Raw genomic sequence first — 25,764 nt, 5'->3', positions numbered from 1 at the left:
CACCTTTTTTCTGTTTATCTCACTACCAGTATCCACGCAACTTTCTATCTGCAACCCTAGAAACTAGATTTTTTTAGCCCACTCATAACGGAGGCTCTAAGGTCTTTGTGTGGATCTTCCTCGGGTTCTGGCTCCGGCTTGGATGGTAAAGCAGCAACAGATTTAGCATTGTCATCATTAACAGCGCTGGCTGACTCAGAAGTTGGGCGCTCCCCCTTAATCTGGTTGCCGGCTGGTTTCCGCTTGGTGCGTTGACCGCTGGAGCCGTCGGGATCGGGCCTAACATCGCCTGCAACGGCGACGCCAGAAAGAGCCATAAGGGCGAGAGATCGAATCCGCTCAGCCCTGCCATCGTTATTTTTGAGCGCCTCATGCAGCTCTGGATGTCGGGAAGGGTTCACCTTCACAACAACTCTTATGGTTTCATCCGCGGCCATACTCGAAGAACCCCTTAGCGTTAGTGATCACCGGGTCATAAGCCGTTACGACCTGGCTGCCTTCCATAATCGTTGATGCAGATTGCTTGTATAGGTCTGCACCGCCGCCGGCAAGAAGGGTGAAATCCGCGCCCTGCACCTTAGAACGGCGAAGGTTTTGGCGGACTTTCCGCATGACAGTTTCAGCAACATTGGTCGCTGCAAGAGTGAGGTAAGGGGCCAAGTTCACCATCTTCCCAAAGACAGGAACCTGCATATCCCCTCGCACAGCATCCTCTATTGAGGCCAGATCGAATGGGCGACCATGATCCAAAGTGATCAGTTTCCCGGCCTCTTCCAGTAAGACGCTCATCGCTTCTTGGCTGGAATTGGATGAGGCTTTGTCGAAATTACCCTTATCAATCGCGCACCAATCGACCGAGAAAAAACCGGGGTCAATGACCAGAACTCGTGACGCACTAACAATAGCCGGGTTCTCGCAGGTCATTAGATAGTCGATGTACGCGCCAACCGGCTGCGGAATAACGAAGACTTTATGAACGACAACAAAGCGCCCAGGGGAGATCTCGTGACGGCCCTGAAGAAGCTTTTCAACACGCTCTTTATAGGCTTTGTCAGCACACTGCTCGACAGGCAGCCCGGTCACCAGGGTGTCGATTTTTTCGCGTTTTGTGGCCATCAGGCTGGCATGGAAAAGCGCCTTATAGTCGATGGAGAAGGGATACTCTTTCGACAGCACTCGCTCCCACCCGTCGATCGAAGATTGCTCAATACCGGCCACATACTCCTCGCCGTTAACGCTCACTTTGAACCCGCCATGATCACCACCCGAAGTGATAGATGTCGAGATGCAATCCGTTGGCGCAGCGCCAGAAGGGTACACAGCCATGGCGGGTTTTTTGGCATTACTGTCACCCCAAACAAGCTTCAGATTCGAGTAGCCAATATCCATTCCCAGTATAAACATTCAATTCTCCAAGAGGTTCGGGTGTACCTGTAGGTTCACCATCGGTTCACAAGTCATAGCTCACTCTGCGTGTTCGGTTGGCAGATGTAAGGAGGCGGGTGTCATTTGTGTACCCACAGGTTCACTGGCGGTACACGAAGCTCTGACCCAGAAAGCTCTTCAGCTGCACCTATGTACCCACAGGTTCACTGACGGTACACAGGTGAGCTTACCGACGCGCCCCGTTTCGGCCCGTGTGTACCCGTGGGTTCACTAGCGGTACACATGCCAGGCTAGATGACCCTTCGGAGTCCGCCTACGGTGTACCCACAGGTTCACAAAGAGAACCCGCCCACAAGTAGATTAACCTCGCTCTCTCAACTGCAAGCGCAAAACGACGGCCAAAAAACAAGGGCGTTATGTAAGTGGCGATTGGTAAGGCCGGTAGACTTATACGTAGGCATTAAAAGCACCCATGCCGCATCAAGATGAGGGAGAGACGAACAATTCCCACATCAAACATCAAGTAAGTAGATGTTTGATGTGGGAAAAGCAAAAGATTCCCTCATCAAGATGCGGGAACAGGTCAGGAGAAGGCTCTGAAATAGAAGGTTGGTGGCGCTACTTGGACGGTTGCCTTATCTGAATAGGGAGTTGTCCGTAATTCCCGCATCAAACATCTCACGGCAGATGTTTGATGCGGGAAAACTAAGCACCCCCCGCATCTGATGCGGGTCATAGGTTTGGCTCCCGCATCTAACATCGCCGTTTTTGGCTTAAAAGATGTTTGATGAGGGAATTGCTCAGTGTTCCCGGAACGGCAGAAAGGTTGGGAAATGACAAAATTCGATTCGATGATTATTGAGTGTGAAGAGCGTATCAAGGAATTAGCAGGTGATGCTCAGGAAGTTGCTAATGAACATTGGCGGTTTCACTACAGGGAAAACGCAGGGCGACCTCCGCGGGAGAAGGGGCGCCTGAACGTATGGGTAAGGGCTCGGAAAGGCGGCCTAGAGATTTCGTGGACACATTTCCGGTTTGTGAAGCATGCGGGAGCCGTGTCTTCTCGGCCCAAATCGATTCACATCACAAAAGGGCGAGGCAACAAGTACCGCGCTCACAGCCTGACCGTTCGCGCAAAAGATTGGGAGATCGACCAGGTGCTGGAGACGGAAGAGAAGCTGGCCGAGATTCGCGCCGAATACGCGAGCGTTCGGAAGATCATCACCTATGCGAAAGAGGTCAATAAGAAGGCGGCCAAACGTCTTGGTCAACCGCGGAAAGAATCTGGCAACCAAGAAGTGCTTGGAGGGGAAGTGGCATGAGCAGTCAAAGTCGAGCAGGTAAAACCATAAGGCAGGCTTAAGCGGCATTCTGGAAAGAGTGGATCATTCTGGCGGTCGGGCTGGTGATGATTTTCATGCCTGGGATGATCATTGGCTGGCTTGAAGCGGAGGTGGGCCCTGAAGTGCTGGAGGGGATTCCGGTCAAGCTCATATTGCAGTGCTCGGGGATACTGGCTGCCCTGTACTCATGCGTCTACAAAATCGGCTACGACTTGCTGGCTAACCGATACACGCTGACCGATGAAGAGGTGACCGAGGTTTACGGCCTAATCATGAAAGACACCCGGGTAACCAAGCTGATCCATATTCGTCGCGTCAGCGTCGAGATCGGAATCATGGGTCGGATCTTCGGGTACGGGGATGTTCTGTACTACACCGCTGGTTCTGGCGGCGTCGATGTTCGACTCAAGGACATTCCAAACCCTGAAGCCTTGGCGAAAGAGGCGGATAACCTGGCGAAGAAAAAGCAGGGTGGTGACAGGGAAGCGGAAGCGCAGTCGGAAGTTCGGGCCAGTCAATTGTTGGGTGCTGGGTCGTCGTCTGACCACCAGATACTGGCTGCCTTCAGTGAGTCCGTGACGGAGAGTGTCGCGGTCCAGAAGCAGATGCTTGCGGCGATCCAAGGGCTTCGCAGTGAGACTCGGCGGAATGCCTCTTTGCTGAGTGCGGCGCTGAAGAGTGGCGCAGTTGGTGCGAGCGAATCTGACCCGGACCCGGATGATTATGCAGAGTCCTTCGTAGCGTCGCGCTCCGCCGATATGCCGGAGGAGCCAGAAGATGTTTCGGATAGCGATTACGGGGAGTTACCTGAGTCGGGCGAAGAAGATCATCACTCTGCCAGCCCGAAGATGTTTGATGCGCCTGAGGATAGCCAGGCCGAGCCGGAAGCGATTTCTTCGGATTCGGATCTGAGCGCTACCCCCGAATTTGATCTGGAGTCGGAACCCGACCGCGAAGAGTTTCAGTCCGGAGAGTTCAGCTCTGAAGAGTCCGAGACACCAGATGAGTCAAAGCCGGATGAGTTTTTCGGCCTGATAGCCCCCGGCAAGAAGTGAGTAGGAGCGCAAGATGGGCTTGAGTAAACAACAAGACAGGGCTCGGACGGGTGGCGATTACGTTCGTGTGATCGCCGGGCCTGGCTCTGGGAAGACAACGCTGCTGGTGGCTCGGACAGGGTTCCTACTTGAACAGAGGGGTTCGGTTGTAGGGCTGGTGACGTTTGCGAACCCGGCGGCTCAGGAAATGCGAGAGCGGCTGGGAGGGAATGTAGATATGAGTCGCGTCCGGGTGTCGACGTTCGACGCCTATGCGCGACAGCAATTCCTCCCTTTTCTGAATGGCCGTCGGCCGCCGAAGTTTTTTGAGCGCCAGATACTGATCAGTCGTTCGATTGCCAGCACAGGTTCTGACTTCGACGAGGAAACGGCGGGGTCAGTAATAGACGAACTGAATAACCGGTTACACCCGGAGGAGGGTGCTGCGGAATGCGTAGAGCTGTTTGATACTTACCAGTCGCTGATGGCTGAAGACGGCTTGATAGATTTTGCGGAAGTGGCGCGGCAGGTTGTGCTGAAGCTTCAGTCGGGTGAGATCGAGCCGTTGCCGGTGACGCACTTATTGGTTGATGAGTTTCAGGACACGGCGCCGGTTCAGCTGGCGTGGCTCAAGGCTCACTGGGATCGCGGGATCAAAGTGACGGTAGTGGGTGATGACGATCAATCGATCTACGGGTTTCGCAGCGCAATGGGGAATGAGGGTATGCAGGAGTTCGCGTCGCAGACGAGCGCAGAGGATTTCTTTCTCGATGAGTGCTACCGGTGTGCGCCCGAGATTGTGGATGTTGCCGGCAAGGTGATCGGTCACAACCTGGCGCGAATTCGTAAGGACATTCGATCGATGTCGGCGCCTGGAGGGATTGTTAAGCACGGTCGTTACGATGAGCCCGAGAATGAGTTTGAGGCTCTGGACATCTGGATCAAGGAAATACGGGCAGAGCGTCAGGGTCAGACGATAGGGATTCTGGCCCGGACGAACCGGCTCCTGGATAACATCGAGGCCATGCTCCGGGTCGGCGGCTACAAGTACCGTCGTATTGGCGGTAAGTCGATCTGGGACACTCAGGGCGCTGGTCTACTTCTGGGCCTGGCGGAGCTGGCCACGTTCCGGACGTACCTGGAAGCACCGAATGCGGCGAACGCTTTGTCTTGGGCGCAGGTTCCTCAGGGTCTGGTAAACCGGTATCGGGGGCACATTGTTGATCAGGGATTGTACGCGGGTCTGCCCGGGCACCTAACTGAGGATGGTAGGGTCACGGGCTTTCACGAGCAGCTCGCATTTTGGTCGGGGATGATCATCGACGGGATGGAAGGCCCGGCGCTGAAGTGCATTGCGGCGTGGATTACGGATCAGTAAGCGCCAATAAATCAGCACCTACATTTCGGCTCGCCGATTGCACACACTGACTTCCTCACCCATTCCATGAGGAATCAGCATGACCCCAACCGAACGAGCACACGTCTGGCAGCAGCATATTACTGACTGGGAAGTCTCCGGCGTGTCCGGCAGCGCTTACTGCAAGCAGCAGTCATTGGTTTATCATCAATTCGTTTACTGGCGCCGGAAGCTGGCCCCGACTGAAGACTCTCTGGAGCAGGCGCAAACGGTCACCGGGTTCGCTCGGGTCGTTTCTGGTCCTGTCGTTAGCACTGGCAGAGTTGATGGCCTGACCGTGTCACTTCCCGGCGGTGTCTCCATTACCGGGCTGCACACCGGCAACATCGAGTTGCTCGGCGCTGTTCTGAGACAGCTGTGATGCGCCACCGATATTTACGCCCGTCCTTGTCGTTGCCAGAGATTTATCTGTACCGGGCACCCGTTGATTTCCGTAAGCAGGCCCAGGGCCTGGCAGTCTTGGTTGAACAGGAACTGGGCCACAATCCGTTTACCGGAGCGCTTTACGCCTTCACCAACCGGCATCGAAACAAGATCAAGTGCCTGATGTGGGAAGACAACGGTTTTGTGCTCTATTATAAGGCGTTGGCGGAGGAGAAGTTCAAGTGGCCTAAGGCCTCGGATGAGCTGATGCCACTGACGGGCGAGCAGATCAACTGGTTGCTGGACGGCTACGACATTGCCTTGTTAAAAGGGCACAAAATTCTGCATTATGAGGCTGTTAATTAGCCCTTTTTTCGTGCTTTAGAGCGTTGTTTTTGCTATACTTTGTTCATGAGATTAAAGCCTGAATCACCTTCAAAAACACCCGATATCAGCGGCCTTTCGGCCGCCGAATTGCTGTCGGTTGTCGAAGGTCTTCAGCAGGAACTGGCGGCCAAGAGCGCTGAAATCCAACAGCGCGATCACGCTCTTGCGCAAGGCGCCCAAGCGGTCAAACAACGCGATCACACCATTCAGATTCTCGAAGAACTGCTGCGTTGGAAACGGATTCAGCAGTTCGGCGCCAGCAGTGAAAAGTCCGCACACCAGATTCATCTGTTTGACGAAGCCGAGCTGGAAGTTGAGATTGATGCCCTGCGCGATCAACTGCCCGTGTTAGCGCCGGTGAAGATCCGCTGTTATTTGCCGCAGTTTAAAAATGGCGATAAAACGACGTTTATTGCCATTTTTCAATAGCCGTTGAGTTGGATGCCTTAGTCCTTAGAAGTCCATGCCGGCATTAGACTGCTCGCTTTTTTCCTTTTGTTCGTTGGCAATATGTCTGTACATTCCGGTAATATCTTTGCCGTAACTTTCCCAGATAGCGGTTTGTAACGTGTCGAGCGCTTCGTGAACACATGCCGCTTCTTCTGTTGTCCAATGGGTGGTAATTTTCAGCACTTTCATTTTGTCTTTCCTCTTTTAACTTTTCCCCGTGCTAATGCCTGCTCTTGTGCTTCTTTCATGCGATAAGAGTCTCCTTCAATCGCAATCACTTCGCTGTGATGCACCAAGCGGTCGATTAGCGATACCACGCAGGCTGCATTCGGGAACACGTCATTCCATTCGCTAAACGGCCGATTCGTTGTGATGAGGGTCGCGTTTTTCTCATAACGGCGGTTGATGATTTCAAACAGTAAGTCGGCATGGCGATTGCTGTAGGACAGGTAGCCCACTTCATCGATGATGAGTAACGTCGTCTTGCTGTAATGAGCTAATCGTCGTCGAAGTGCGTTATCACCATCTTGCGCCGCTAAATCGTTAAGCATGTTGGCGGCAGAAGTGAATAGAACGGTGTGTCCTTGCATAACCGCCTGATAGCCTACGTTCTGCGCGATGGTCGATTTGCCCACACCGTTACTGCCAATGAGGATGATGTTGCTTGGGTCCTGAATGAAGTCGAGCTGCATGACACGGTGCACTGCTTGTTGGTCTATTTTTGCTGGCCATTGCCAGTCGAATTCGGTTAATGATTTAAACCGACCGAGTTTGGCACTGCTTAATCTGCGCTCAAGTGAGCGCTGTTTACGCTCGCTTATTTCCCACGCTAATAGTTCTGCCAGCCAGGGTGTTTGCTCGGGCGTTAATTCATTCCAGTGGCTGAGCAAGCCATGCAGTTTAAGGGCAGATGCCTGGGCTTTAAGGGTCTCATGTTCATTCATCGTCATCATCTCCTTGCATTTCTACCGTGCTCAGCGCGTCATAATGAGTCAGGTTGGCGGGCTTGACGCAGTATTGCTTCACTTTATTGGGCACGCTCACCGCAATGGGTGGCGGTTGTTGACGCCTTTCTCTGCGGTATTCTAGGATCTGTGCGACGCCTTCTACCGGGCCTGGCAGGGCAAGCTGGACTTGGTGATGCGTCAGGATCATCGAGCGGGTGAGAAGCTGTTCGTGGACTACGCCGGCCAGACCGTGCCCGTCATTGACCGCACCACCGGAGAGATCCACGAGGCGCAGATCTTTGTGGCGGTTATGGGCGCTTCCAATTACACCTACGCCGAAGCCACCTGGAGCCAGAAGCTGCCGGACTGGATTGGCTCCCACATCCGGGTCTTCGAATTCCTCATGGGAGTGCCTGAACTGGTAATCCCCGATTATGTGCCCGGGCACATAATCGGGGTTATGTTCCCAACTCCGTTATGTGCCGTTCACTGCGGAAGGCCTTGAAAGCACGGGGCGGAGCCCGTGCGAAGGGGCACATAACGATCACAGAGATTCGAGCCACTGCAGTAGCTCCGGATTGGTACGCCATACGGGCTTTCGGGGGGACGCCGCCGGAGAGTCCCAAGCAGGCTCGCAGGTGCGCACCGCATCCACCTTCATTCGGAGGGTGATTTCGGCGTATCTGTTGGTGGTCTCCAAACTGACGTGGCCAAGCCAGGCGCGGATGACATTCACCTCGACACCCGCCTCAAGCAAATGCACAGCCGTTGTGTGGCGCAAAACATGTGGCGAGATGTGCCGCACCGTGCCATCTGCGCCTTTTTTCACGACCTTGGCGGTATGACGCCTCACCACCTTGTAGATACCAAATCTGGTCAGCGGCGCACCGTTACGGGCCAAGAAGACGGCGTCCTCGGATTGGCGCCGTCGCCGATTATGCTCCAGCAAGCTCTGTAGCAGATTCGCCGTCTGCGTCCATAAAGGACAGGTACGCCATTTATCACCTTTACCATGCAGCCGCACTCGGGCTTCAGTGCCGAGGTCCAGATGCGTTGCGCGCAGATCCGCCGCCTCTTGTACCCGTGCCCCGGTATTGTAAAGGAAGCGAAGCAAGGCCTGGTCGCGCAGGGCCTGCGGGTGACCGGTGGGCAAGGCCGCGAACAGAGAATCGATCTCGTCGCGTTCGAGATACAGAGTCTCGCCTGGTGGTGAGCGTTTGACAGGGATGGAGCCAACTCGTTGAGCCTCCCCGAGCACACAGGGCTCACGATCGGCAAGATACTCGAAGAAGGTGTGCAGCGCCGCAAGACGCTGGTTGCGAGTCCGGACCCCATTACCACGTTGTTGTTCAAGGTTCTGCAGAAAATAACGCACCCGCTCACTGGTGAGATCAGCCAGTTCCAAACGGGTGATTCTGCAGCGCTTATCCTTTGCGATGAACTGGAGGAACAGGCGCAGACTTTCCTTGTAACTTCGGATACTGGCCGGACGCAGTCCCCGTTGGCACTTAAGGTGATCTTCCACGAAGGCAAAGAGCAAGCGCCCTAATTGATCGTTCATGATAGATCCTCCTCATCATGGGGAGTGGCGAAACGCTCAAAGCGCCGGTTTGCCTCCTGGAGTAACGCATCGGTGATGGTCAGATACCAAGCCGTCGATGCCGGGTCGGCATGCCCCATGAAGGTGGACAGGTGAAAAAGCCGTTGATTGGGATCCACGCCGGTGCGATACCAGCGCAGCAGGATTGCGACCGCGAACGAATGACGCAGACAATGCAGGTGGGGTTGGCGTACGCCGGGTGGCACGGACAGATTGAGCTCCGGCATCAAGTGGTGGAAGGTCTGACTGACCGTCTCTGTGCGCATCGGCTTGCGCACAGAAGTAGTGCTGAAAGAAAATACCGGATCCTCCGGTTGCCAGGCTCCGTACCGCCCAATGCCCAGTTGCAAATAGCCGGCAATCCGTTGCGTCATGAGCGGACCGAAGGGAACCAAACGCGTTTTGCCAAACTTGCTCTTGTCGATTATCAAAAGGTTGCGCTGGGAATCGACGTCGCAGTATCGAAGACGCACAATCTCGCCGACACGCAGGCCCAAACCGTACATCAACGAGAAGATCAGTGGGTAAACAACACCGCGGCCGGTTGCGCGTGGGTTGTCCGGAAGTTCTGATGCCAGCGCCAGAAGCCATTTTATCTGAGTCGGTTCAAACAGGAAGGGTTTAAGCTGGCAAGTGACCCGCCGAGGATGAGCCCGAACTGGGGAGTACGTCAGCCGCTCCTGAGCCACCTGCCAGGCAAAAAAGCAGCGGAGCACACCCAAAAGGTGATTGTAGCTGCGCGGGCGAGTGCGTGGCCGCGAAGCGAGAAAAGCCTCGATCAACGCCGGTTGCACTACCGCCGCATCGCTCACTCGTTCATCGATCAGGAACCGATCGAATAATCGCAAGGCCCGCTCTTCAGTATCGAATTTACGGCCAAGCGCTCGCTTGTAACTCAAGTAGGCAGAAAAATCCTTGCCCAGTGCACTGCAGAATGAGGCGTTCATGGCAGCAGCTCCTCGTGATCCAGCGCCACCGTGCGCAGAGTTTCCACATCCACCTTGGAATAGATACGGGTTGAGCTGGGGGATGCATGACCGACGTAATCGCCGATGACTTTGAGGTTGAACTCGGCATCGACCAGTCGCTGCACGCAAGTGTGTCGCAACGTGTGGGAACCCGGGCGACGAACATGAATACCCGCCTTGCGCAGGTATTGTGTCGCCTGGTTGGCCACGGTAACCGCCGTCACAGGTCGGATAGGTGCCACAACCCGGAAGAATAACCTACGCTCCTCCGTGTGTGGGCGCGCATTTTTTAAATAGTCGAGGATCGCTTCACCGACTACCGAAGAGAGAGGGTAGGCTGTGGTGTGGCCCGCCTTGCGCTGAGGCACCAACAGGCGTTCTCGCTTCCAGTCGATATGATCCAACGTCAATCCGGCCACCTCATGGCCGCGCAGTCCATAAGTGACGAGCAACAGCAGAATCGCGTAGTCACGCTTGCCAAGGGCACTGCGTCGATCAACAACATCGAGCATGCGCCGGACCTCGTCCCAGGAGATCGAGCGAGGAAGATCGGCCAACTGATACCGGCGCGGGGACTCAACGGTAGCGCCGAGATCGCGGTTGATCAGCCGCTCGCGGTACAAGTAACGCAGGAAGACCCGCAAGGAACTGCACAGCCCCGTCATGGAATGCTGGCTCAGGCGGCGCCCGCTCTCCACTATAAACGCGCTGAGTACAACTGGCGTGAGCTCGGACAACTGCAACAGATTGATCCGTGTCAGGTAGGCTTCCAGGTTACGCAGATAATGGCCGTAGTGCCGGAGGGACTTCTCACGCAGGCCCCGTTCATCACGCAGGTAAGCAAAGAAACTCGGCGCCTGATCCAGGAAGGGATCTTGACGGGTACGTCTACGGCCTCCGCCACGGAAATCGGGCAATATCAGGCAGAGCAATTGCTCGATCGGTGTTCGGGCTTCATTGGCCACCCACTGCTCTGCCTGGTATGCATTCTTGGCATGAATCTTTATCCAGTATTGGACATAGGACTCGACATGAGTTGGCAGCTCACTCCACTGAGTGGCTCCGTGATTACGAGCAAACTCACCAAACTGCCTCAGGATCGGGACTCGTCGCAAAACTGTCCGGGAGCGATACCCATTTCCAGCTAACCACTCGACATACTGCTCAATCGGTCCTCCGATCCAGGAAGCGCGAATCGCATCAATGGTATCGGGCTTAACGAAGTAATGTTCTAACATGACAATCTCCTTTCTACCGTGGTGGTAAGAAGATCATGCGCCAGAACGGAGCCTTTCGTTATGTGCCCGTTAGAAAGGGCGCCCCCTGTGATTTAGAGGCCTTCTGCGGGGAACGGAACATAACGGAGTTGGGAACATAACCCCGATAACCTAAAATCCGGTGTGACCAAAGCTCACCGCTACGAACCAGACCTCAACCCAACCTACCAGGACATGGCCGCCCATTACGGCGTGGCCGTAGTCCCTACGAGGGTCCGAAAGCCACGTGATAAAGCCAAGGTGGAAGGCGGTGTGCTGATCGTCGAACGCTGGATCCTGGCGGCGCTGCGCCACCGTCAGCACTTCTCGCTCGGACAGCTCAATGCAACCCTCCGTGAGCTGCTGGAAAAGCTCAATCGCCGCCCCTTCCGAAAGCTGCCCGGCTGCCGGCGTGACCACTTCGAACAGCTGGACAAACCCGCCCTACAACCCCTGCCAGCTGAGCGTTATGTCTACGCGGAATGGAAGAAGGCCCGAGTGAATATCGACTACCACATAGCCGTTGACGGGCATTACTACTCGGTACCCTACACCCTGATCAAGAAGGAGGTGGAGGTCCGAATCACCCACAACATCATCGAGTGTTTTTACCGGGGCAACCGGATCGCCAGCCACCGCCGCTCTGATCAGAAGGGGCGGCATACCACCATCGCCGCTCACATGCCTGAATCCCATCGGCAGGCGGGTGAGTGGTCACCGGAACGGCTCATCGCCTGGGCGGCCAAGACCGGGCCCGCGACGGAAAAGCTCATCCGCACCGCACTGGGTGCCCGCAAACACCCGCAGCAGGCTTACCGCTCCTGCCTGGGCATTCTCCGGCTGGGCAAGAGCTACGGCGAGGCACGACTGGAAGCCGCCTGCCGGCGGGCCCTGATGCTGGGTAGTTGCCGTTACAAAAGCATTGAATCCATCCTCAAGCATCGCCTAGACCAGCAGCCCCTGGAAGAACAGCAAGAGCTGGCCTTACCCGATACCCACGACAACATCCGCGGCCCGGCCTACTACCACTGAGGAAACCTGACATGCTGAAACATCCGACTCTGGACAAACTCCATGCCCTCAAATTGACCGGCATGGCGTCCGCACTAGCCGACCAGTCGGCCACGCCTGACATCACGGAACTGAGCTTCGAGGAACGCCTTGGACTGCTGGTTGACCGGGAGATGACCGAACGAGATAACCGACGCCTGACCAGCCGGCTGCGCCGGGCTGGACTGCGACACACCGCCGTTCTCGAAGACCTGGATTACCGGAACTCACGCGGCCTGGATAAGGGATTAATCCAATCCCTGGCAAGCTGCCAATGGGTGAAGGAACACCTGAATGTGCTCATCACCGGCCCCACCGGCGTTGGCAAAACCTGGCTGGCCTGTGCCTTGGCGCACAAAGCCTGCCGGGAAGGCTACACCGCACAGTACGTTCGTCTGACTCGGCTGCTACGAGAACTGACCATCGCCAAAGGAGACGGCCAATACCCTAAACTGCTAGCAAATCTCGCCAAAGTCGATGTGCTGATCCTGGACGATTGGGGGCTCATGAAACTGAGCGCAGAGAACCGAAGAGACTTGCTGGAAGTGCTGGAAGACCGGTATGGCCGTCGTTCCACCATCGCCACCAGCCAACTCCCTATCGAGGAATGGCATGACGTCATCGGTGACGCCACTCTGGCGGATGCGATTCTGGATCGGCTGGTTCACAACGCCTACAAGATCAACCTCAGGGGTGAATCCATGCGAAAACGACAAGCAAAGTTGACGGGCACCACGGCTTCGGAGTAACAATGAAACCCCCGCGTCGCTACGCTCCGATGGGTGGCAGCCTTGCTCCGGTCCGGGTGGCAGGCTTCAGGTGGAATGGGTGGCAACCTTCAGCGGTTTACGCAGCCTTCTACATAAGGTGCGTTTTTCTCGATGGCTTCGCCCATGGCCTGATGCAATTCAGTGGCGCCATAATCATCCAGTAATTGGTTTAAGCGATTCACGGCGCCTTTCAGCGCATGGCCTCGGTCAATGATGTGCTGCAGTAACGGCTGTGCATGGGAGGATATTTGGCACAGCCTATCTTGTGCGCGATGTTGTTTGGCGTTCGTTTTCATCAGCCATAAAGCGTTCACGTGCGCTTCGTTTTCTATTTGTTCGCCTTTGCTAAAACTGCGTAAATGAGTCGCGATAACATTCGTGCCACTAATAATACGCACCTCTTTTAGGCAGGCGTTCACGGTTAAGGATGTTTGGACGTGCTGATGAGGCACCGAGTAATCATTGCTATCAAACCGGACGTAAGGTGTTTTTTGTGCGCGCACCACCACATGCTCACGCGTATCGAAGGGGTTGTCTGGCAGTGCCAATAAGCCAGGTTGCTCTTGCAAGAAGGCCTCTCCTACGCTGAGTTGAGGGTCTTCAGGGCAGCGCCTCTGTGCGCTTGTGCCTTTACACCACTCATCCGCTTGCGCATTTAAATCTTCAAGCGATGAGTAATGACGACCGGCAAAAAAGTTATCGCGGATATAGCGAATGGCTCTTTCCACTCGCCCCTTCTCATTGCCTCTGGCCGGCGCAGCGGCCCGAGGCTCGAAGTGATAGTGGCTGGATAAATCGAGCAGCGCAGGGTGGAATCGAATAGCGCTGCCATTGCGCTCAAGCACCGCCGTTTTCATGTTGTCAAAAAGGCAGACCTTGGGCACGCCGTTAAATGCCTCGAACGCCGCCACTTGCCCGCGTAAAAAACTGGCTGTTTGCTGATTGACATAAAACTGTAAAAATATCTGCCTTGACCAACTCAACACCATCACATACGCCATTAATGCGCGCTTTGCCTGGCCGATTTGTAGGTGCCCGAAGTGCCCCCACTATGCCGACCACCGGACTATGCCGAGTGGTTTCATTTTCCCTCATTGCTTACCTGCATCGCCTGGGATTGAAGCAAGATAGGCAAGCACCAGCTCGACATAGTCCTTGGCAGTTACAACGACTTAAGAAACTCGAGCAACGTATCATCCGGTTGATAGCGACAGGGTCGTCCGGTATGTGGCGCTACCTTTTCCAACATTTTTTCTTTCATTGCCAAATCTGCTTCTAGGTAGATCTGGGTGGTTTCGCTGGACTCATGCCCCAGCCATAGGGCAATGACGGAGGTGTCAACACCAGCGTGTAGCAACTCCATCGCTGAGGTGTGACGAAGTACATGCGGCGATACGCGCTTCGTTTGCAACGAGGGGCATAGGTGACAAGCCACGGTGACATGTTTCGCCAACAGATATTGAACGCCATCGTTACTCAGGCGACCGCCGCTGCGATTGGGAAACAGCACACGCCCATCACCTGGCATCGGTTGTTTCATCCAGGCTTTCAATACAGCCCTCGCTGTTTTGGTCAATGGTGTACAACGCTCTTTTCTCCCCTTGCCCATCACATGGACATGCGCACCCGTGTTCAGGCTAACATCCTGGTGCGTCAGCCCGGTTAATTCCGATACGCGTATCCCTGTTTGCACGGCCAGAAGAATCCATGCATGATCTCGGCGGCCTGACCAAGTGCTTTGATCAGGCGCCGCCAGCAACGCATCGACTTCCGGTCGCGTCAGATAATTAACCTGTACATGAACGCAGCGTTTGGCAGGAATCGCCAGTATGCGCTGGATTTGCGCGGCGTGATCGGGCAACTCGTAGGCGATATAGCGGAAAAAGGAACGAATGGCGGTCAAGCGGAGATTGCGAGTCCTGGCCGTGTTTTTCCTGTCGTTTTCAAGATCATCCAGAAAGGCGCTGATCAAAGGTGCGTCAATGTCTTGCACGGATAATCTGGCAGGCTCTGTTGCCAGTCGTTGATGGGCAAACTGCAACAGCAACCGGAACGTATCGCGATACGACGCGATGGTGTGGGGACTGGCATGTCGCTGTTGAATGAGCCGATCAGTAAAAAAGCGCGTGAGGAGCGTGGGAAAGCCGGCATTGGTCTTCATGACGTCTGCTCCCAATGATGCTCCAGACGATCCCTCGCTCCCTGCATCAGTGCGGGGCAGGCAGACAGATACCAGTAGGTATCGCGCGTTTCAACGTGCCCCAGATAGGCTGACAGTGTCGGCAGGCAGCGCTCCACGTCATGCCCATCGTGATACCACATGACCAAAGTTGACAGCGCGAAACGATGGCGCAGATCATGCATGTGTGGCCTGCGCTGTTGGGTTGCTCGGGTTGAAATGATCGACGTCATCAAATGATTGAAGTGATATCTTGCACAGTCGTAACCCAACTGGCCCCGTTGTCTGCTCACAAACCAGAAGGGCAACGGGCGTCCCGCCAGCGCTTTTTGTCTCGTCTCTTTATAAGCCGCCAAAACCCAGACCGTCGTCTGGTGCAGCGGTATCAGGCGAGACTTTCCAAATTTGGCGCCGTGAATCGTCAGCACACCGATGTCAAGATCGACGTCGTCCACGGTGAGATTCAGCGCTTCCCCCACACGCAACCCTGACACGCTCAACAAACCAAAGAGACAATGCAGTGTTTGGTTGAGAAAGCGATCCTTCAGGGTAAGTTCCAACGTGGCCTGTAACAGGTGCACGATGTCGTCATCCGTAAAAAAATACGGCGTCGGTCGCGAATACTGTAGTGGTAACAACTCACACGGTGGAATCTCTGACCGTGAATCCAGCGCCCGGCAATAGCGTGCGAAACCCCGCACCATACTCAATCTTCTTGCCCACCGTGCCGGTTGGACCGATGCTGGCCGGGTGGCCCAGGCAAGAGCCAGTTCTGTCGAAATGGCGTCTTGATGTTGCTGCTCCATAAAGGAAGCAAAGGACTCAAGTGCAGTGCCTTCAGAGTGAAGTTTGTAGCCCAACCCGCGCCTCAGGGCCAGGTAATCCTGTAAAGTATGATGCCAGTTCATTGCGCACCTCCCGGCCAGGCCATGCTGATCGAGCGCAAGGCATCTACGTCAACCTTGGCGTAAATATTGGTTGTCTTGGGATGCTGGTGCCGTAACAGGCTGCCTATCTCTGTCAGACTAGCTCCCTGTCGCAACATCTGTGTCGCCAGCGCGTGGCGAAACTGATGCGCGCCTCGGGTGGGTGTATTGACGCCAGCACGGCGCACGGCTGCGTTCACTATCGTTCCAATCGTCTCCTGACCACCAAGACCTCTGATCGGTGCCAGTGCCCGCAAGAACAGCGCGCGATCTTTGCAATGGGGTCGACCCTGTCGGAGGTAATCTGCCAACGCTTCTCCGACCTCCGTGGGCAGAGGTAAGCAGGCACGTTGATCGCCCTTGCCACTGACCGTAATGCTGCCACCTTCCCAGTCGATGCTGTCCAACGTGAGCGAGACTATTTCGCCCGAGCGCAGACCCAGGTGCACCAGCAGCATCAAAATCGCGTAATCGCGTCGCCCCATGGGTGTATCACGGGGGCAATGTGCCAGTACCGCTTGTATGTGATCCTGAGAAATGGCTCTGGGAATGGCCGTCATGGACCAGGCGGCGACTGAGGGAACGGCCTCAACAAGATCAGCGCTGATATCGCCACGATAAACGACGTAACGAAGAAACGCGCGTAAGGCATTGGTCGCCACTTTTGCACGTGCCGTGCTGAGATGAGCCGACTGGTGATGTATAAACCCGATGATATCGGCGCCAGACAAGGCAGAGAGACTGAATGGTCCTTCTGCGAAGCATTCTGTCAAAAAGCACTCTACAAACGGGCCGTATTGCTTGAAGGTCTGGTGCGATAAACCTCTGTTGTTGAGAAGATAGCCGCCAAACTCATAAACCACCTGCTGGATTGGCGTTCGATCAACAGGGTCGTCGGGCGGTCGAGCGATACCCATGTGTTGCAAAAACCGAATCACGTGACGCAGCGTGGCGACATCACCTCGTTCAATGGCATACGGGTGATGGATGCATTGAATATATCGCTCTGCATGCGCGTGTATGACGTCACTTGCGGTCACACTCTGGGCCTGAAGCCAGCCACTGAATGATGCAACGACTCGAATCTTTGCGCCGATATACCGTCGACAGTACCCTTGCTCAACGAGGTGATTCGCGAAGGGTTCGAGATGGTCAACCAAAGGGCCTGCTGGTTCTTGCTTTAACGTCCAAACTGCTTGTATTACGTGTTTCATTACGTCTCTCCTGCTAAATAGGTGGGTCCAGCAGGAGCCATTCTATGCCGAGTAAACGAGGCGCATATCGCTTTGTAGAGTGCACAAGAAATAGAGACTCGGCATAGTCCGGTGGTCGGCATAGTGGGGGTTATACCGAGCTCGGCATAACCCCCAATCGACCTGTGCTTGCTCCCCGGGTAAGCTCTTTAAGCGTAAATACGCTTCGGGCTGCTTACGGGGCCTAAGCTCGCTAATACGGTGGCGAAACTGACTGGGCCCGCCAGGATAACCGCGCTGCTTCGCCATTTCATACAAGCGCACGGCGGTGAGTGTGGGGTAAGTCTCCAAGGTTTGAATGATGAAGGGCAAATAGGGCGTCAGAATAGACGTGCGTTCAGTGCGTTCTACTTTAGGCAAGCCCGCTTGGGACAGCACTCTGTCAACCACGCTATGGTGAATACCTAATTGCGTGGCAATGGTGCCGGTGCGCCATTTCTCCACAAAGTGATAGCGCAATATCTTTGCTTCCATGTCTTTATTTATGGTCATTAATCCTGCCTTATTCACTAAGCGTCGGATCTAAATGCTGCCGTAAGATGGTTTAACACCTCAGTCGTTCTTTAAAGATCGTCCCGCGTAAAAAATCATGTCGTAAAAAGGGACTACAGACCTCACCACAATGATGGCAGACCATAAAGGTGCTGTTTTTTAGCGGCGGGATCACCCTTTTACGACTTTTTCGTTGCGCATTGAGTACATCATTACGGGTGATTATCTGGGAAGACTGATGCGTTACTTTGTGCTTTTTTTGTTGACGAAATCGCTGTTGACGCTCGGCATTTTTGAAGCACCCAACGCGACTTTCTTGATACTTTTTTGAGGCACGAGCAAGGGATACTCGACGGGCTTTTTCAGAACACCCATCCGTGCAATAACGATGACCGCGATCACAACGAGAACAAATAATGACTTGTGCATGGCAAAGGAGGCAGTGATATAGGCGACTTGAAGTTTGCATCGACAGCTAAAGGTCGATGAGGGCTGGATTTGATCCCAAAGTGTGTAACAATCATTGGGTCGTGCGCCTGCACGATTTTGAGGGGTATGGCGTCAGTTAGGACTGTCAAATCATTCTTGGCGTCATACCTTTCTCACCGACAACATCTTTATAGCCCGAGTAAAACGATATTGCTTGGCTTATCTATTTCCAATCTCGTGAATGACCCGCCTGAATTGTGCAATGTTTTATGGATTTTCGATCTGAGGAAAAATCTGACTGTGTGGATATTCGGCAAATAGCAGCGCTTTTAGACCGGTGTTTACAATAGGCGACACCGCGCCTCAAAATATGACTAGCGTTTTATGGGCGCCAACACTAGCATCGCTATGAAGTCCGGCGCGGGTGAGTTCAGCGCGGTGGAGTTTGGCAAAGGAATGCTTGTCCGCAGAGCGAGGGTTCAAACCCTTGTAGACAGACGATTCCCCGCGACCTCAAGAACGCCGTCATCTTGCATACGCTTCAAAGTTCGGTAGAGGGCTTCGTGGGTAAGGCCGAGTTCTGCAGCCCACGACTTGCGGGACTGATTCAAGGTGACGACGCCAACAGACCCCTCGGACTCGATGTAGTGATTGACGCGGTCGGCTGCGCTGTTAAGGGCCATCCTTTCGCATTGGGCTCTCAGCTTGCGCACCTCCTTGGCTAACTGCGTTTGCCAGGCCCGGCAAAAAGCAAAGTCATCTTCCAAGGCCTGCCGAAAAACCGAAGCGGTGAACATGAGCATCGTGGTGGATTCGGCTGCGATGGCGTCGCAGTGGTAGGAACGGCTGTCGAGGCTCGCTTCCGCGATGAAGCCGCCGCGCGAGCGTTGCAGGATGACTTCCCCGCCGCGACGGTCGATTCGAATCAGGCGGACTTCGCCTGAGATCACCAAATAGATCTGACGAACCGGATCACCAATGCGAAAAAGCGTTTCGCGAGCGATGGCGTCCACCCTCTTGGCGACTTCCCGTAGGGCCTCGGGTATGAGCCCTGCTGTCGGTTGGGTTGCAATGAGGCTCGGCCAATTTAAGCTTTCGCTGACTTTTTTCATGTGATTTGGATCCTATGCGCAGGAGAGTATCTAACCGTAGGATCAGCCCAACATCAACATTGGAGAAATATCGTGCTCAAAACTGCCATCGCAACAATCGTTATCTCGGCTCTCGCAGGAAGCCTTCATGCCCAAAATATGGATCACTCGACAATGGACCATGGCGCTCACATGAAGATGATGGCCGATTCGCAGCGCCAAGCCGAAGTAGCCGGTCGAGGCAAGGACGTGATGCCGTTCAGCCTTGCGGCAACGACCCACATCTTCACCAAAAACGTTAGGGGCGGCATTCAGCAAGTCGTGGTTAAGAAGCCCACGGACGCAGGCCAAGTCAAGATGACCAGGCAACACCTGCAAGAGATTCGGGATCAATTCATAAAGGGTGACTTCTCCGGACCGTCCCATATCCACGGGCAAGACATGCCAGGCCTGGCCGATCTCAAAGCATCTAAGCCAGGGCAGATCGCAATCGACTACAAAGAGGTAAAAGGCGGGGCCCAATTGACTTATACGACATCGGATGTGAGCCTCGTGGCAGCATTGCACAAGTGGTTCGACGCTCAACTCTCCGATCATGGCAAGGACGCCATGGAGGGCCATGCGCTCCATGATGGCATGAAGTAGCAGTGAGCCGCAGTGACGTGATCAAATGTAGCTGGTTGATGCTTCAGGCTTGCCTAGAGTAGCCCCAAAGATACTTTCGCTGAGCAGTTGGCGAGTTTGAAAGGTGCCGTATGACACTGCGCTCCACGGCTACCACTGCGCGAAAAGCCGCGCGGGCACCTCAACTCCACGTTAAATGACCGCTTTGGCAATCAGCGTAATTCCGCTTTCGGTGGCGGATTCAACCGGTCGATGCAACAAGTTGACCGACCGCTATCTGCCAGAATCCGACCGCCACGGCGTTCAACATACGGTCGTTTTTTGGACGTTCCCAGCGCTGTTTCAAAAAGACCAATTTTTCGTTGTTTGTTTAATGCTCAACAATCACGTACAACAATCTATGAACAGAAAAGGTACCTTTTATGATCGTAGGTTATGCACGTGTCAGCACTCAGGACCAGAACGCTGAGCTCCAAGTGGATGCTTTGGAGAAATCCGGGTGCGAACAAATCTTCCAGGAAAAAATAACGGGCAAGTTGCGTGAGCGACCTGAACTGTCGCAATGTCTTCGTACGCTTCAGACGGGAGATACCCTGGTCGTTTGGAAACTGGACAGGCTTGCTCGATCCCTCAAGGACTTGGTTGAGATAGTCCAGGATCTCAATGATCGCCAGGTCAGTTTCAAATCTCTGACAGAAGCTATCGACACAATCAGCTCCGGTGGCCGGCTCGTGTTTCATATTTTCGGTGCATTGGCCGAGTTCGAGCACAGCCTGATTCGTGAACGAACGATAGCGGGACTTCAGGCAGCCAGAGCAAGAGGTCGAAAAGGGGGGCGCAAGCCATCCATGTCAAACTCTGACATCAGAAAAGCAGCAGCCATGTTGTCCAATCCAGATATTACGAAAAAAGAGGTGGCTGAACATTTTCAAGTTTCCAGAACTACATTCAATGCATCTTTCCAGAGGTACACCCAGATCAACACACCACCCTTTGGTATTAGCAATAAAGATAGCTAGATTTTTAAGATATAGTCGCCGAATGTGCACACAAATATAGATGTAATCATAAGAGTTTCATTTTAGATCAAAATCTGGTCAAATTTTTTAAAACTCAGTTTTTTACGGTTTGGACTAATCATGAATCAGCAAGATGCACATATTTTTGACTTTGAAGAGGCGGCTCTTGCTTACGCAATAACGGCCGAAAAGATGATAGAAGGTGATGGAAAGCTATTAGAAGCAGAGCCAGCGGTTGTCCCAATATTTGTCACTATGCTCTATCAATCGTTAGAAATATCATTAAAACATGTAGGAATTGAGTCTAACCTATTTAATCGTAATGAAACTTTTAAAGGACAAACCAAAAAAGGCCACGGGGTGGAGGAGTTAGCGAGATTAGCTTATGAGCGGTTAGGGTCATCGTCATATGATCCTATAATTGCAGCCATGACTTATAATAATTGCGGTAATAATAGCGCGCTAGTCATCCGAGAAATGATATATGGTGACCGAATGTCTAAAACTCGTAAAGTCTACGCTTCGCGCAGATTAGGCTATGGAGAAATTGGTAATTCTGATTTCGCTTTAATTAATCCACTCGAAGAGTGGGTTTGTGCTGTTAAGGAAACTGCAGAAAATATACAAAAAGCAATTGATATAATTTCTCAATGGCACAAATCATCGTCAACAAATTCAGAGAATTTTTTGATTCGTTTTGACTAGCGGTGGTTAATCTAAAGCATAATAGATTTTAAGCAGCCGGAGAAAACCTAAAGTGAAAACTAAATTTATTTTCGTATTTATCTTATCGATAGTTATTTTCTCTCTTATTCCCTCTTTCTTGTCTGCTGCTGATATTCGGATGGCTTCGCCCAATAAGGGTATTGATACCTCCAAATTACTTGTAATTTCAGGAGATATTGAAAAAGGTGATACTGAGACTTTAACCAACCTCATTTTTAACCTCTCCGAAGATCAGCTTGCGTAAACCGCTGAAGGTTGCCACCCATTCCACCTGAAGCCTGCCACCCGGACCGGCGCAAGGCTGCCACCCATCGGAGCGTAGCGACGCGGGGGTTTCATTGTTACTCCGAAGCTGTGGTGCCCGTCAACTTTGCTTGTCGTTTTCGCATGGATTCACCCCTGAGGTTGATCTTGTAGGCGTTGTGAACCAGCCGATCCAGAATCGCATCCGCCAGAGTGGCGTCACCGATGACGTCATGCCATTCCTCGATAGGGAGTTGGCTGGTGGCGATGGTGGAACGACGGCCATACCGGTCTTCCAGCACTTCCAGCAAGTCTCTTCGGTTCTCTGCGCTCAGTTTCATGAGCCCCCAATCGTCCAGGATCAGTACATCGACTTTGGCGAGATTTGCTAGCAGTTTGGGGTACTGACCGTCTCCTTTAGCGATGGTCAGTTCTCTTAACAGCCGGGTCAGGCGAACGTACTGGGCGGTGTAGCCCTCCCGGCAGGCTTTGTGCGCCAAGGCACAGGCCAGCCAGGTTTTGCCAACACCGGTGGGACCGGTGATGAGCACATTCAGGTGTTCCTTCACCCATTGGCAGCTTGCCAGGGATTGGATTAATCCCTTATCCAGGCCGCGTGAGTTCCGGTAATCCAGGTCTTCGAGAACGGCAGTGTGTCGCAGTCCAGCCCGGCGCAGCCGGCTGGTCAGGCGTCGGTTATCTCGTTCGGTCATCTCCCGATCGACCAGCAGTCCAAGGCGTTCCTCGAAGCTCAGTTCCGTGATGTCAGGCGTGGCCGACTGGTCGGCTAGTGCGGACGCCATGCCGGTCAATTTGAGGGCATGGAGTTTGTCCAGAGTCGGATGTTTCAGCATGTCAGGTTCCCTCAGTGGTAGTAGGTTGGGCCGCGGATATTATCGTGGGTATCGGGTAAGGCCAGCTCTTGCTGTTCTTCCAGGGGCTTCTGGTCCAGGCGGTGTTTGAGAATGGATTCAATGCTTTTGTAGCGGCAGCTACCCAGCATTAAGGCGCGCTGGCAGGCGGCTTCCAATCGTGCCTCGCCGTAGCTCTTGCCCAGCCGGAGAATGCCCAGGCAGGAGCGGTAGGCCTGCTGCGGGTGTTTGCGGGCACCCAAGGCGGTGCGGATGAGTTTTTCTGTGGCGGGTCCGGTCTTGGCCGCCCAGGCAATCAGCCGTTCCGGCGACCACTCACCCGCCTGCCGATGGGATTCGGGCATATGGGCGGAGATGGTGGTATGCCGCCCCTTCTGGTCAGAGCGACGGTGGCTGGCGATCCGGTTGCCCCGGTAAAAACACTCAATGGTGTTGTGGGTGATCCGGACCTCCACTTCCTTCTTGATCAGGGTGTAGGGTACCGAGTAGTAATGCCCGTCAACGGCTATGTGGTAGTCGATGTTAACCCGAGCCTTCTTCCACTCTGCGTAGACATACGGTTCTGCCGGTAGCGGCTGTAAAACGGGCTTGTCCAGTTGTTCGAAGTGGTCACGCCGGCAGCCGGGCAACTTTCGGAAGGGGCGGCGATTGAGCTTCTCCAGCAGCTCACGGAGGGTTGCATTGAGCTGCCCGAGCGAGAAGTGCTGACGGTGGCGCAGCGCCGCCAGAATCCAGCGTTCGACGATCAACACACCGCCTTCTACCTTGGCTTTATCTCGGGGCTTTCGGACCCTCGTAGGGACAACGGCCACGCCGTAATGGGCGGCCATGTCCTGGTAGGTCGGGTTGAGGTCTGGCTCGTAGCGGTGAGCTTTGGTGACACCGGACCGGAGGTTGTCGGGCACCACTAATTCGGGAACTCCATTCAGATACTGAAAGACTCGGATGTGAGAGCCAATCCAGTCTGGCAACTTCTGGCTCCAGGTGGCTTCGGCGTAGGTGTAATTGGAAGCGCCCATAACCGCCACAAAGATCTGCGCCTCGTGGATCTCCCCGGTGGTGCGGTCAATGACGGGCACGGTCTGGCCGGCGTAGTCCACAAACAGCTTCTCACCCGCTCGATGGTCCTGGCGCATCACCAGGTCCAGCTTGCCCTGCCAGGCCCGGTAGTGCTCACAGAACCAGCTGTACTGATACCCTTCCGGGTTCGCTTGCCGGTACTCCTGCCAGAGCAGGAACAGAGTGACGTATTTACCCTTCAGTTCATCGTGAATCTGCTTCCAGTCCGGTATGCCCCGGACCTGAGCCGGCAAGTCTGGGGGTGGCGGAAACAGCATTTGTTCTAGGCGAGCCTCCCCCAGATCCTCCGGCAATGGCCAGTTCAGACCGGCTTCGGCTAAACGCCGAAGATACTCGCTTACCGTGGGGCGGCTGACGCCGCAGGCCGCCGCAATCTGTCGGTTGCTTAGCCCTCGCTCCCATTTCAGGCGAAGGACTTCTTTGATCTTACGCATGGATAACCTCTTTGCTGGCATCTGATCTTCTCCGGATGAAAAGACTCAGAGTACCGTTAAGTTATCCCGCGCCGGACGGTTTCGATGGGGTGAGTCAGGCAACCTGCCGGGGTGGCAGCTTTGCCGTGGAATCAGTGGCAGCTTTCGCGTGGAATGGGTGGCAGGCTTCGTCTGGAATCAGTGGCAACCTTGGTCTGGAATACGCAATCAGCTCCCCATTTCCACTCTTCTGCTTGGTCCATCAAATGGTGGGAACCTTGAGGAGGCAATGAGTATAGGCTTCTTAGCCCGCACATTAAAATGGAAGGTTATCGTTCTTAATAAATGCTACAGCGCATGCTCAATGATTGCGCTTTCAAGCGTTTATCGCGTTTTCGCAGGCGAAATTGGGCTTCATCGTCCTTATTATAATCCGGAGTTTTATGAGGAGACGGATCCATTCTACGTTGAGCAATGGCATCGCCGAATGGATAAAGAAGTCCGAGATTTTTTGGAAGACGCTTATGTTTCTGAATCGATCATTGAAAAAATGATGGGTGTTAGTTCCCGTGAGATGTGGACGATATCAGCAACTGATGCTGACAGAGTTCTGTCCAACTTTCCGTCTTACTTTGAAGAATTGATCTTTGCTCGATGTACAGGAAAAGCAGTAACCATACCGGAATTTGGGATGAATGCAGACTGCTTGAATCGTGAGCTGAGCCAGATGCAGCGCCAGTCTTTAATTACTTTCTTGGAAGCGATTTCTCAGGGAGAGTTTTGACGGATTCTAGGCGACGCCTCAAACTCTATCGACACCGATCGGTCAGGAACCCGTTGCGCACAACAGGTCTTATGGTAAACCGACTGTCGCATCCGGACGATCACGCCCCGACAATTTTCCGATTTTGCGCTACCCTTTACCGCTCAAATCCCAGATTTGCAGGAGCAAAAACCCCATCATGCGACTCGACCAGCTACGCCTGTTGTTTGAGGCCGGCAACCTCATGGTCGCGGACATCGTGCCTGCGCCCCTGGAGTCTGGAGCTGCCAGTTTCGCCGGCGCAACGGGGCAAGGGTGACCCTGGACCTGAACCGCAAGCGCCACGGCACCGACCAGGTGCGGATCTTCAACAGCCTCGATGCCGCCTTTGCGACGTGCCAGGCGTGTGCTCGTTCGGTTGTGGTCATGCTGATTTCTCATGGGATGGGTGAGGAAGTCAGTGTGTGCAATCGGCGAGCAGGAATGTAGGTGCTGATTTATTGGCGCTTACTGTTCAACGGTTGGCGCAGCCGATGGAGTTAAACTGAGCACAAATATTTATTTTCTAGGCATGATGTTTTCTACTGAGCAACATGTGAGCGGTTCGGTTAGGGTGCTAAACAAGGAATCAAGAAGCCAAGCGATTACATGGCGATGCAGGAATAATTGGACTAAGCTATTGT

Annotated in this window: 26 protein-coding genes and 3 pseudogenes; 14 read left to right on the top strand and 15 right to left on the bottom strand. The window is 54.0% G+C overall.

Features of this window, described 5'->3' with window-relative positions; translation table 11 throughout:
* Positions 1-56: 56 nt before the first annotated feature.
* Together ATI45_RS05810 and ATI45_RS05805 are read right to left on the bottom strand one after the other, a co-directional pair.
* On the bottom strand, positions 57-437 hold the full coding sequence (locus ATI45_RS05810; protein WP_098418657.1) for a hypothetical protein: 381 nt from the start codon (positions 435-437) through the stop codon (positions 57-59).
* Positions 424-1,404: a ParM/StbA family protein gene (locus ATI45_RS05805; protein WP_098418656.1), complete on the bottom strand. Its 981-nt coding sequence runs from the start codon at positions 1,402-1,404 to the stop codon at positions 424-426. The genes ATI45_RS05810 and ATI45_RS05805 overlap by 14 nt, the downstream gene beginning before the upstream one ends.
* 815 nt (positions 1,405-2,219) lie before the next feature.
* Between ATI45_RS05805 and mobI the strand changes: the two genes are divergently transcribed.
* The 6 genes and pseudogenes from mobI to ATI45_RS05775 all read left to right on the top strand — a co-directional run.
* Entirely contained in the window at positions 2,220-2,708 is a 489-nt protein-coding gene (gene mobI / locus ATI45_RS05800; protein ID WP_143751135.1) for a conjugative transfer protein MobI(A/C), read from the top strand.
* Between the two features lie 86 nt (positions 2,709-2,794).
* Positions 2,795-3,784: a PH domain-containing protein gene (locus ATI45_RS05795; protein ID WP_098418654.1), complete on the top strand. Its 990-nt coding sequence runs from the start codon at positions 2,795-2,797 to the stop codon at positions 3,782-3,784.
* Between the two features lie 19 nt (positions 3,785-3,803).
* Complete coding sequence (locus ATI45_RS05790; protein WP_179888388.1) at positions 3,804-5,141, top strand: UvrD-helicase domain-containing protein; 1,338 nt, start codon at positions 3,804-3,806, stop codon at positions 5,139-5,141.
* A gap of 79 nt (positions 5,142-5,220) precedes the next feature.
* The gene (tnpA, locus tag ATI45_RS05785) at positions 5,221-5,541 is read left to right on the top strand and encodes an IS66 family insertion sequence element accessory protein TnpA (RefSeq protein WP_098418652.1); all 321 of its coding nucleotides are present in this window, start codon (positions 5,221-5,223) and stop codon (positions 5,539-5,541) included.
* Complete coding sequence (gene tnpB, locus ATI45_RS05780) at positions 5,541-5,909, top strand: IS66 family insertion sequence element accessory protein TnpB (RefSeq protein WP_098418651.1); 369 nt, start codon at positions 5,541-5,543, stop codon at positions 5,907-5,909. The genes tnpA and tnpB overlap by 1 nt, the downstream gene beginning before the upstream one ends.
* Positions 5,910-5,954: 45 nt before the next feature.
* Positions 5,955-6,275 (top strand): annotated as a pseudogene (locus ATI45_RS05775) (IS66 family transposase); the annotation flags it as partial.
* Between the two features lie 108 nt (positions 6,276-6,383).
* On the opposite strand, the gene ATI45_RS05770 reads toward ATI45_RS05775, so the two are convergent.
* Together ATI45_RS05770 and istB (ATI45_RS05765) are read right to left on the bottom strand one after the other, a co-directional pair.
* Positions 6,384-6,569 (bottom strand): hypothetical protein, encoded by a 186-nt coding sequence (locus tag ATI45_RS05770; protein WP_007348139.1) that lies wholly within the window; start codon positions 6,567-6,569, stop codon positions 6,384-6,386.
* On the bottom strand, positions 6,566-7,324 hold the full coding sequence (gene istB / locus ATI45_RS05765; RefSeq protein WP_098418649.1) for an IS21-like element helper ATPase IstB: 759 nt from the start codon (positions 7,322-7,324) through the stop codon (positions 6,566-6,568). The genes ATI45_RS05770 and istB (ATI45_RS05765) overlap by 4 nt, the downstream gene beginning before the upstream one ends.
* A 163-nt stretch (positions 7,325-7,487) precedes the next feature.
* Here istB (ATI45_RS05765) and ATI45_RS05755 point away from each other — a divergent pair.
* Positions 7,488-7,760, top strand: a pseudogene (locus ATI45_RS05755) (IS21 family transposase); the annotation flags it as partial.
* 111 nt (positions 7,761-7,871) lie between these two features.
* On the opposite strand, the gene ATI45_RS05750 reads toward ATI45_RS05755, so the two are convergent.
* Genes ATI45_RS05750 through ATI45_RS05740 form a run of 3 tightly spaced genes read right to left on the bottom strand, consistent with a single transcriptional unit; the run spans position 7,872 to position 11,133 of the window.
* Complete coding sequence (locus ATI45_RS05750; protein WP_098418647.1) at positions 7,872-8,888, bottom strand: tyrosine-type recombinase/integrase; 1,017 nt, start codon at positions 8,886-8,888, stop codon at positions 7,872-7,874.
* Positions 8,885-9,874, bottom strand: coding sequence for a tyrosine-type recombinase/integrase (locus ATI45_RS05745; protein ID WP_098418646.1), 990 nt, complete (start codon positions 9,872-9,874; stop codon positions 8,885-8,887). The genes ATI45_RS05750 and ATI45_RS05745 overlap by 4 nt, the downstream gene beginning before the upstream one ends.
* The gene (locus ATI45_RS05740; RefSeq protein WP_098418645.1) at positions 9,871-11,133 is read right to left on the bottom strand and encodes a site-specific integrase; all 1,263 of its coding nucleotides are present in this window, start codon (positions 11,131-11,133) and stop codon (positions 9,871-9,873) included. The genes ATI45_RS05745 and ATI45_RS05740 overlap by 4 nt, the downstream gene beginning before the upstream one ends.
* 141 nt (positions 11,134-11,274) lie before the next feature.
* Between ATI45_RS05740 and ATI45_RS05735 the strand changes: the two are divergent.
* Together ATI45_RS05735 and istB (ATI45_RS05730) are read left to right on the top strand one after the other, a co-directional pair.
* Positions 11,275-12,183: pseudogene (locus ATI45_RS05735) on the top strand (Mu transposase domain-containing protein); the annotation flags it as partial.
* A gap of 11 nt (positions 12,184-12,194) precedes the next feature.
* Complete coding sequence (gene istB, locus ATI45_RS05730; protein WP_098418639.1) at positions 12,195-12,950, top strand: IS21-like element helper ATPase IstB; 756 nt, start codon at positions 12,195-12,197, stop codon at positions 12,948-12,950.
* Positions 12,951-13,039: 89 nt separating this feature from the next.
* Here istB (ATI45_RS05730) and ATI45_RS05725 read toward each other — a convergent pair whose 3' ends face one another.
* The 6 genes from ATI45_RS05725 to ATI45_RS05695 all read right to left on the bottom strand — a co-directional run bounded on the left by ATI45_RS05725 (position 13,040) and on the right by ATI45_RS05695 (position 19,362).
* A complete protein-coding gene (locus tag ATI45_RS05725; protein WP_228735941.1) occupies positions 13,040-13,972 on the bottom strand; it encodes a Mu transposase domain-containing protein in 933 nt (310 codons plus the stop codon).
* A gap of 161 nt (positions 13,973-14,133) precedes the next feature.
* Positions 14,134-15,132, bottom strand: coding sequence for a site-specific integrase (locus ATI45_RS05720; RefSeq protein WP_098418613.1), 999 nt, complete (start codon positions 15,130-15,132; stop codon positions 14,134-14,136).
* On the bottom strand, positions 15,129-16,058 hold the full coding sequence (locus ATI45_RS05715; protein WP_098418614.1) for a tyrosine-type recombinase/integrase: 930 nt from the start codon (positions 16,056-16,058) through the stop codon (positions 15,129-15,131). Before ATI45_RS05715 ends, ATI45_RS05720 begins: the two co-directional genes overlap by 4 nt.
* Entirely contained in the window at positions 16,055-17,116 is a 1,062-nt protein-coding gene (locus tag ATI45_RS05710) for a site-specific integrase (RefSeq protein ID WP_218926115.1), read from the bottom strand. The genes ATI45_RS05715 and ATI45_RS05710 overlap by 4 nt, the downstream gene beginning before the upstream one ends.
* A gap of 216 nt (positions 17,117-17,332) precedes the next feature.
* Positions 17,333-17,821, bottom strand: coding sequence for a hypothetical protein (locus ATI45_RS05705; RefSeq protein WP_228735940.1), 489 nt, complete (start codon positions 17,819-17,821; stop codon positions 17,333-17,335).
* A 908-nt stretch (positions 17,822-18,729) separates the two neighbouring features.
* A complete protein-coding gene (locus ATI45_RS05695; protein ID WP_098418644.1) occupies positions 18,730-19,362 on the bottom strand; it encodes a Crp/Fnr family transcriptional regulator in 633 nt (210 codons plus the stop codon).
* Between the two features lie 171 nt (positions 19,363-19,533).
* Between ATI45_RS05695 and ATI45_RS05690 the strand changes: the two genes are divergently transcribed.
* The 4 genes from ATI45_RS05690 to ATI45_RS22195 all read left to right on the top strand — a co-directional run bounded on the left by ATI45_RS05690 (position 19,534) and on the right by ATI45_RS22195 (position 21,954).
* Entirely contained in the window at positions 19,534-19,986 is a 453-nt protein-coding gene (locus tag ATI45_RS05690; RefSeq protein WP_228706217.1) for an aspartate carbamoyltransferase, read from the top strand.
* Between the two features lie 401 nt (positions 19,987-20,387).
* On the top strand, positions 20,388-20,984 hold the full coding sequence (locus ATI45_RS05685) for a recombinase family protein (RefSeq protein ID WP_098418642.1): 597 nt from the start codon (positions 20,388-20,390) through the stop codon (positions 20,982-20,984).
* A 120-nt stretch (positions 20,985-21,104) separates the two neighbouring features.
* Complete coding sequence (locus ATI45_RS05680; RefSeq protein WP_098418641.1) at positions 21,105-21,689, top strand: hypothetical protein; 585 nt, start codon at positions 21,105-21,107, stop codon at positions 21,687-21,689.
* A gap of 52 nt (positions 21,690-21,741) precedes the next feature.
* The gene (locus tag ATI45_RS22195; RefSeq protein WP_098418640.1) at positions 21,742-21,954 is read left to right on the top strand and encodes a hypothetical protein; all 213 of its coding nucleotides are present in this window, start codon (positions 21,742-21,744) and stop codon (positions 21,952-21,954) included.
* A gap of 97 nt (positions 21,955-22,051) precedes the next feature.
* Here the strand turns inward: ATI45_RS22195 and istB (ATI45_RS05670) are convergent, their stop codons facing one another.
* Positions 22,052-22,807 (bottom strand): IS21-like element helper ATPase IstB, encoded by a 756-nt coding sequence (gene istB / locus ATI45_RS05670; RefSeq protein WP_098418639.1) that lies wholly within the window; start codon positions 22,805-22,807, stop codon positions 22,052-22,054.
* 11 nt (positions 22,808-22,818) lie between these two features.
* The gene (istA, locus tag ATI45_RS05665; protein ID WP_098418638.1) at positions 22,819-24,360 is read right to left on the bottom strand and encodes an IS21 family transposase; all 1,542 of its coding nucleotides are present in this window, start codon (positions 24,358-24,360) and stop codon (positions 22,819-22,821) included.
* A 127-nt stretch (positions 24,361-24,487) separates the two neighbouring features.
* Here istA and ATI45_RS22190 point away from each other — a divergent pair, with 127 nt between their 5' ends.
* Positions 24,488-25,102: a hypothetical protein gene (locus ATI45_RS22190; protein ID WP_179888387.1), complete on the top strand. Its 615-nt coding sequence runs from the start codon at positions 24,488-24,490 to the stop codon at positions 25,100-25,102.
* The last annotated feature ends 662 nt before the right edge of the window (positions 25,103-25,764 follow it).

The sequence above is a fragment of the Marinobacter sp. LV10MA510-1 genome (assembly GCF_002563885.1).
Lineage (GTDB): Bacteria > Pseudomonadota > Gammaproteobacteria > Pseudomonadales > Oleiphilaceae > Marinobacter.
Note: the sequence above shows the minus strand (reverse complement) of the source record. Positions and strands in the feature narration are given on the sequence as shown.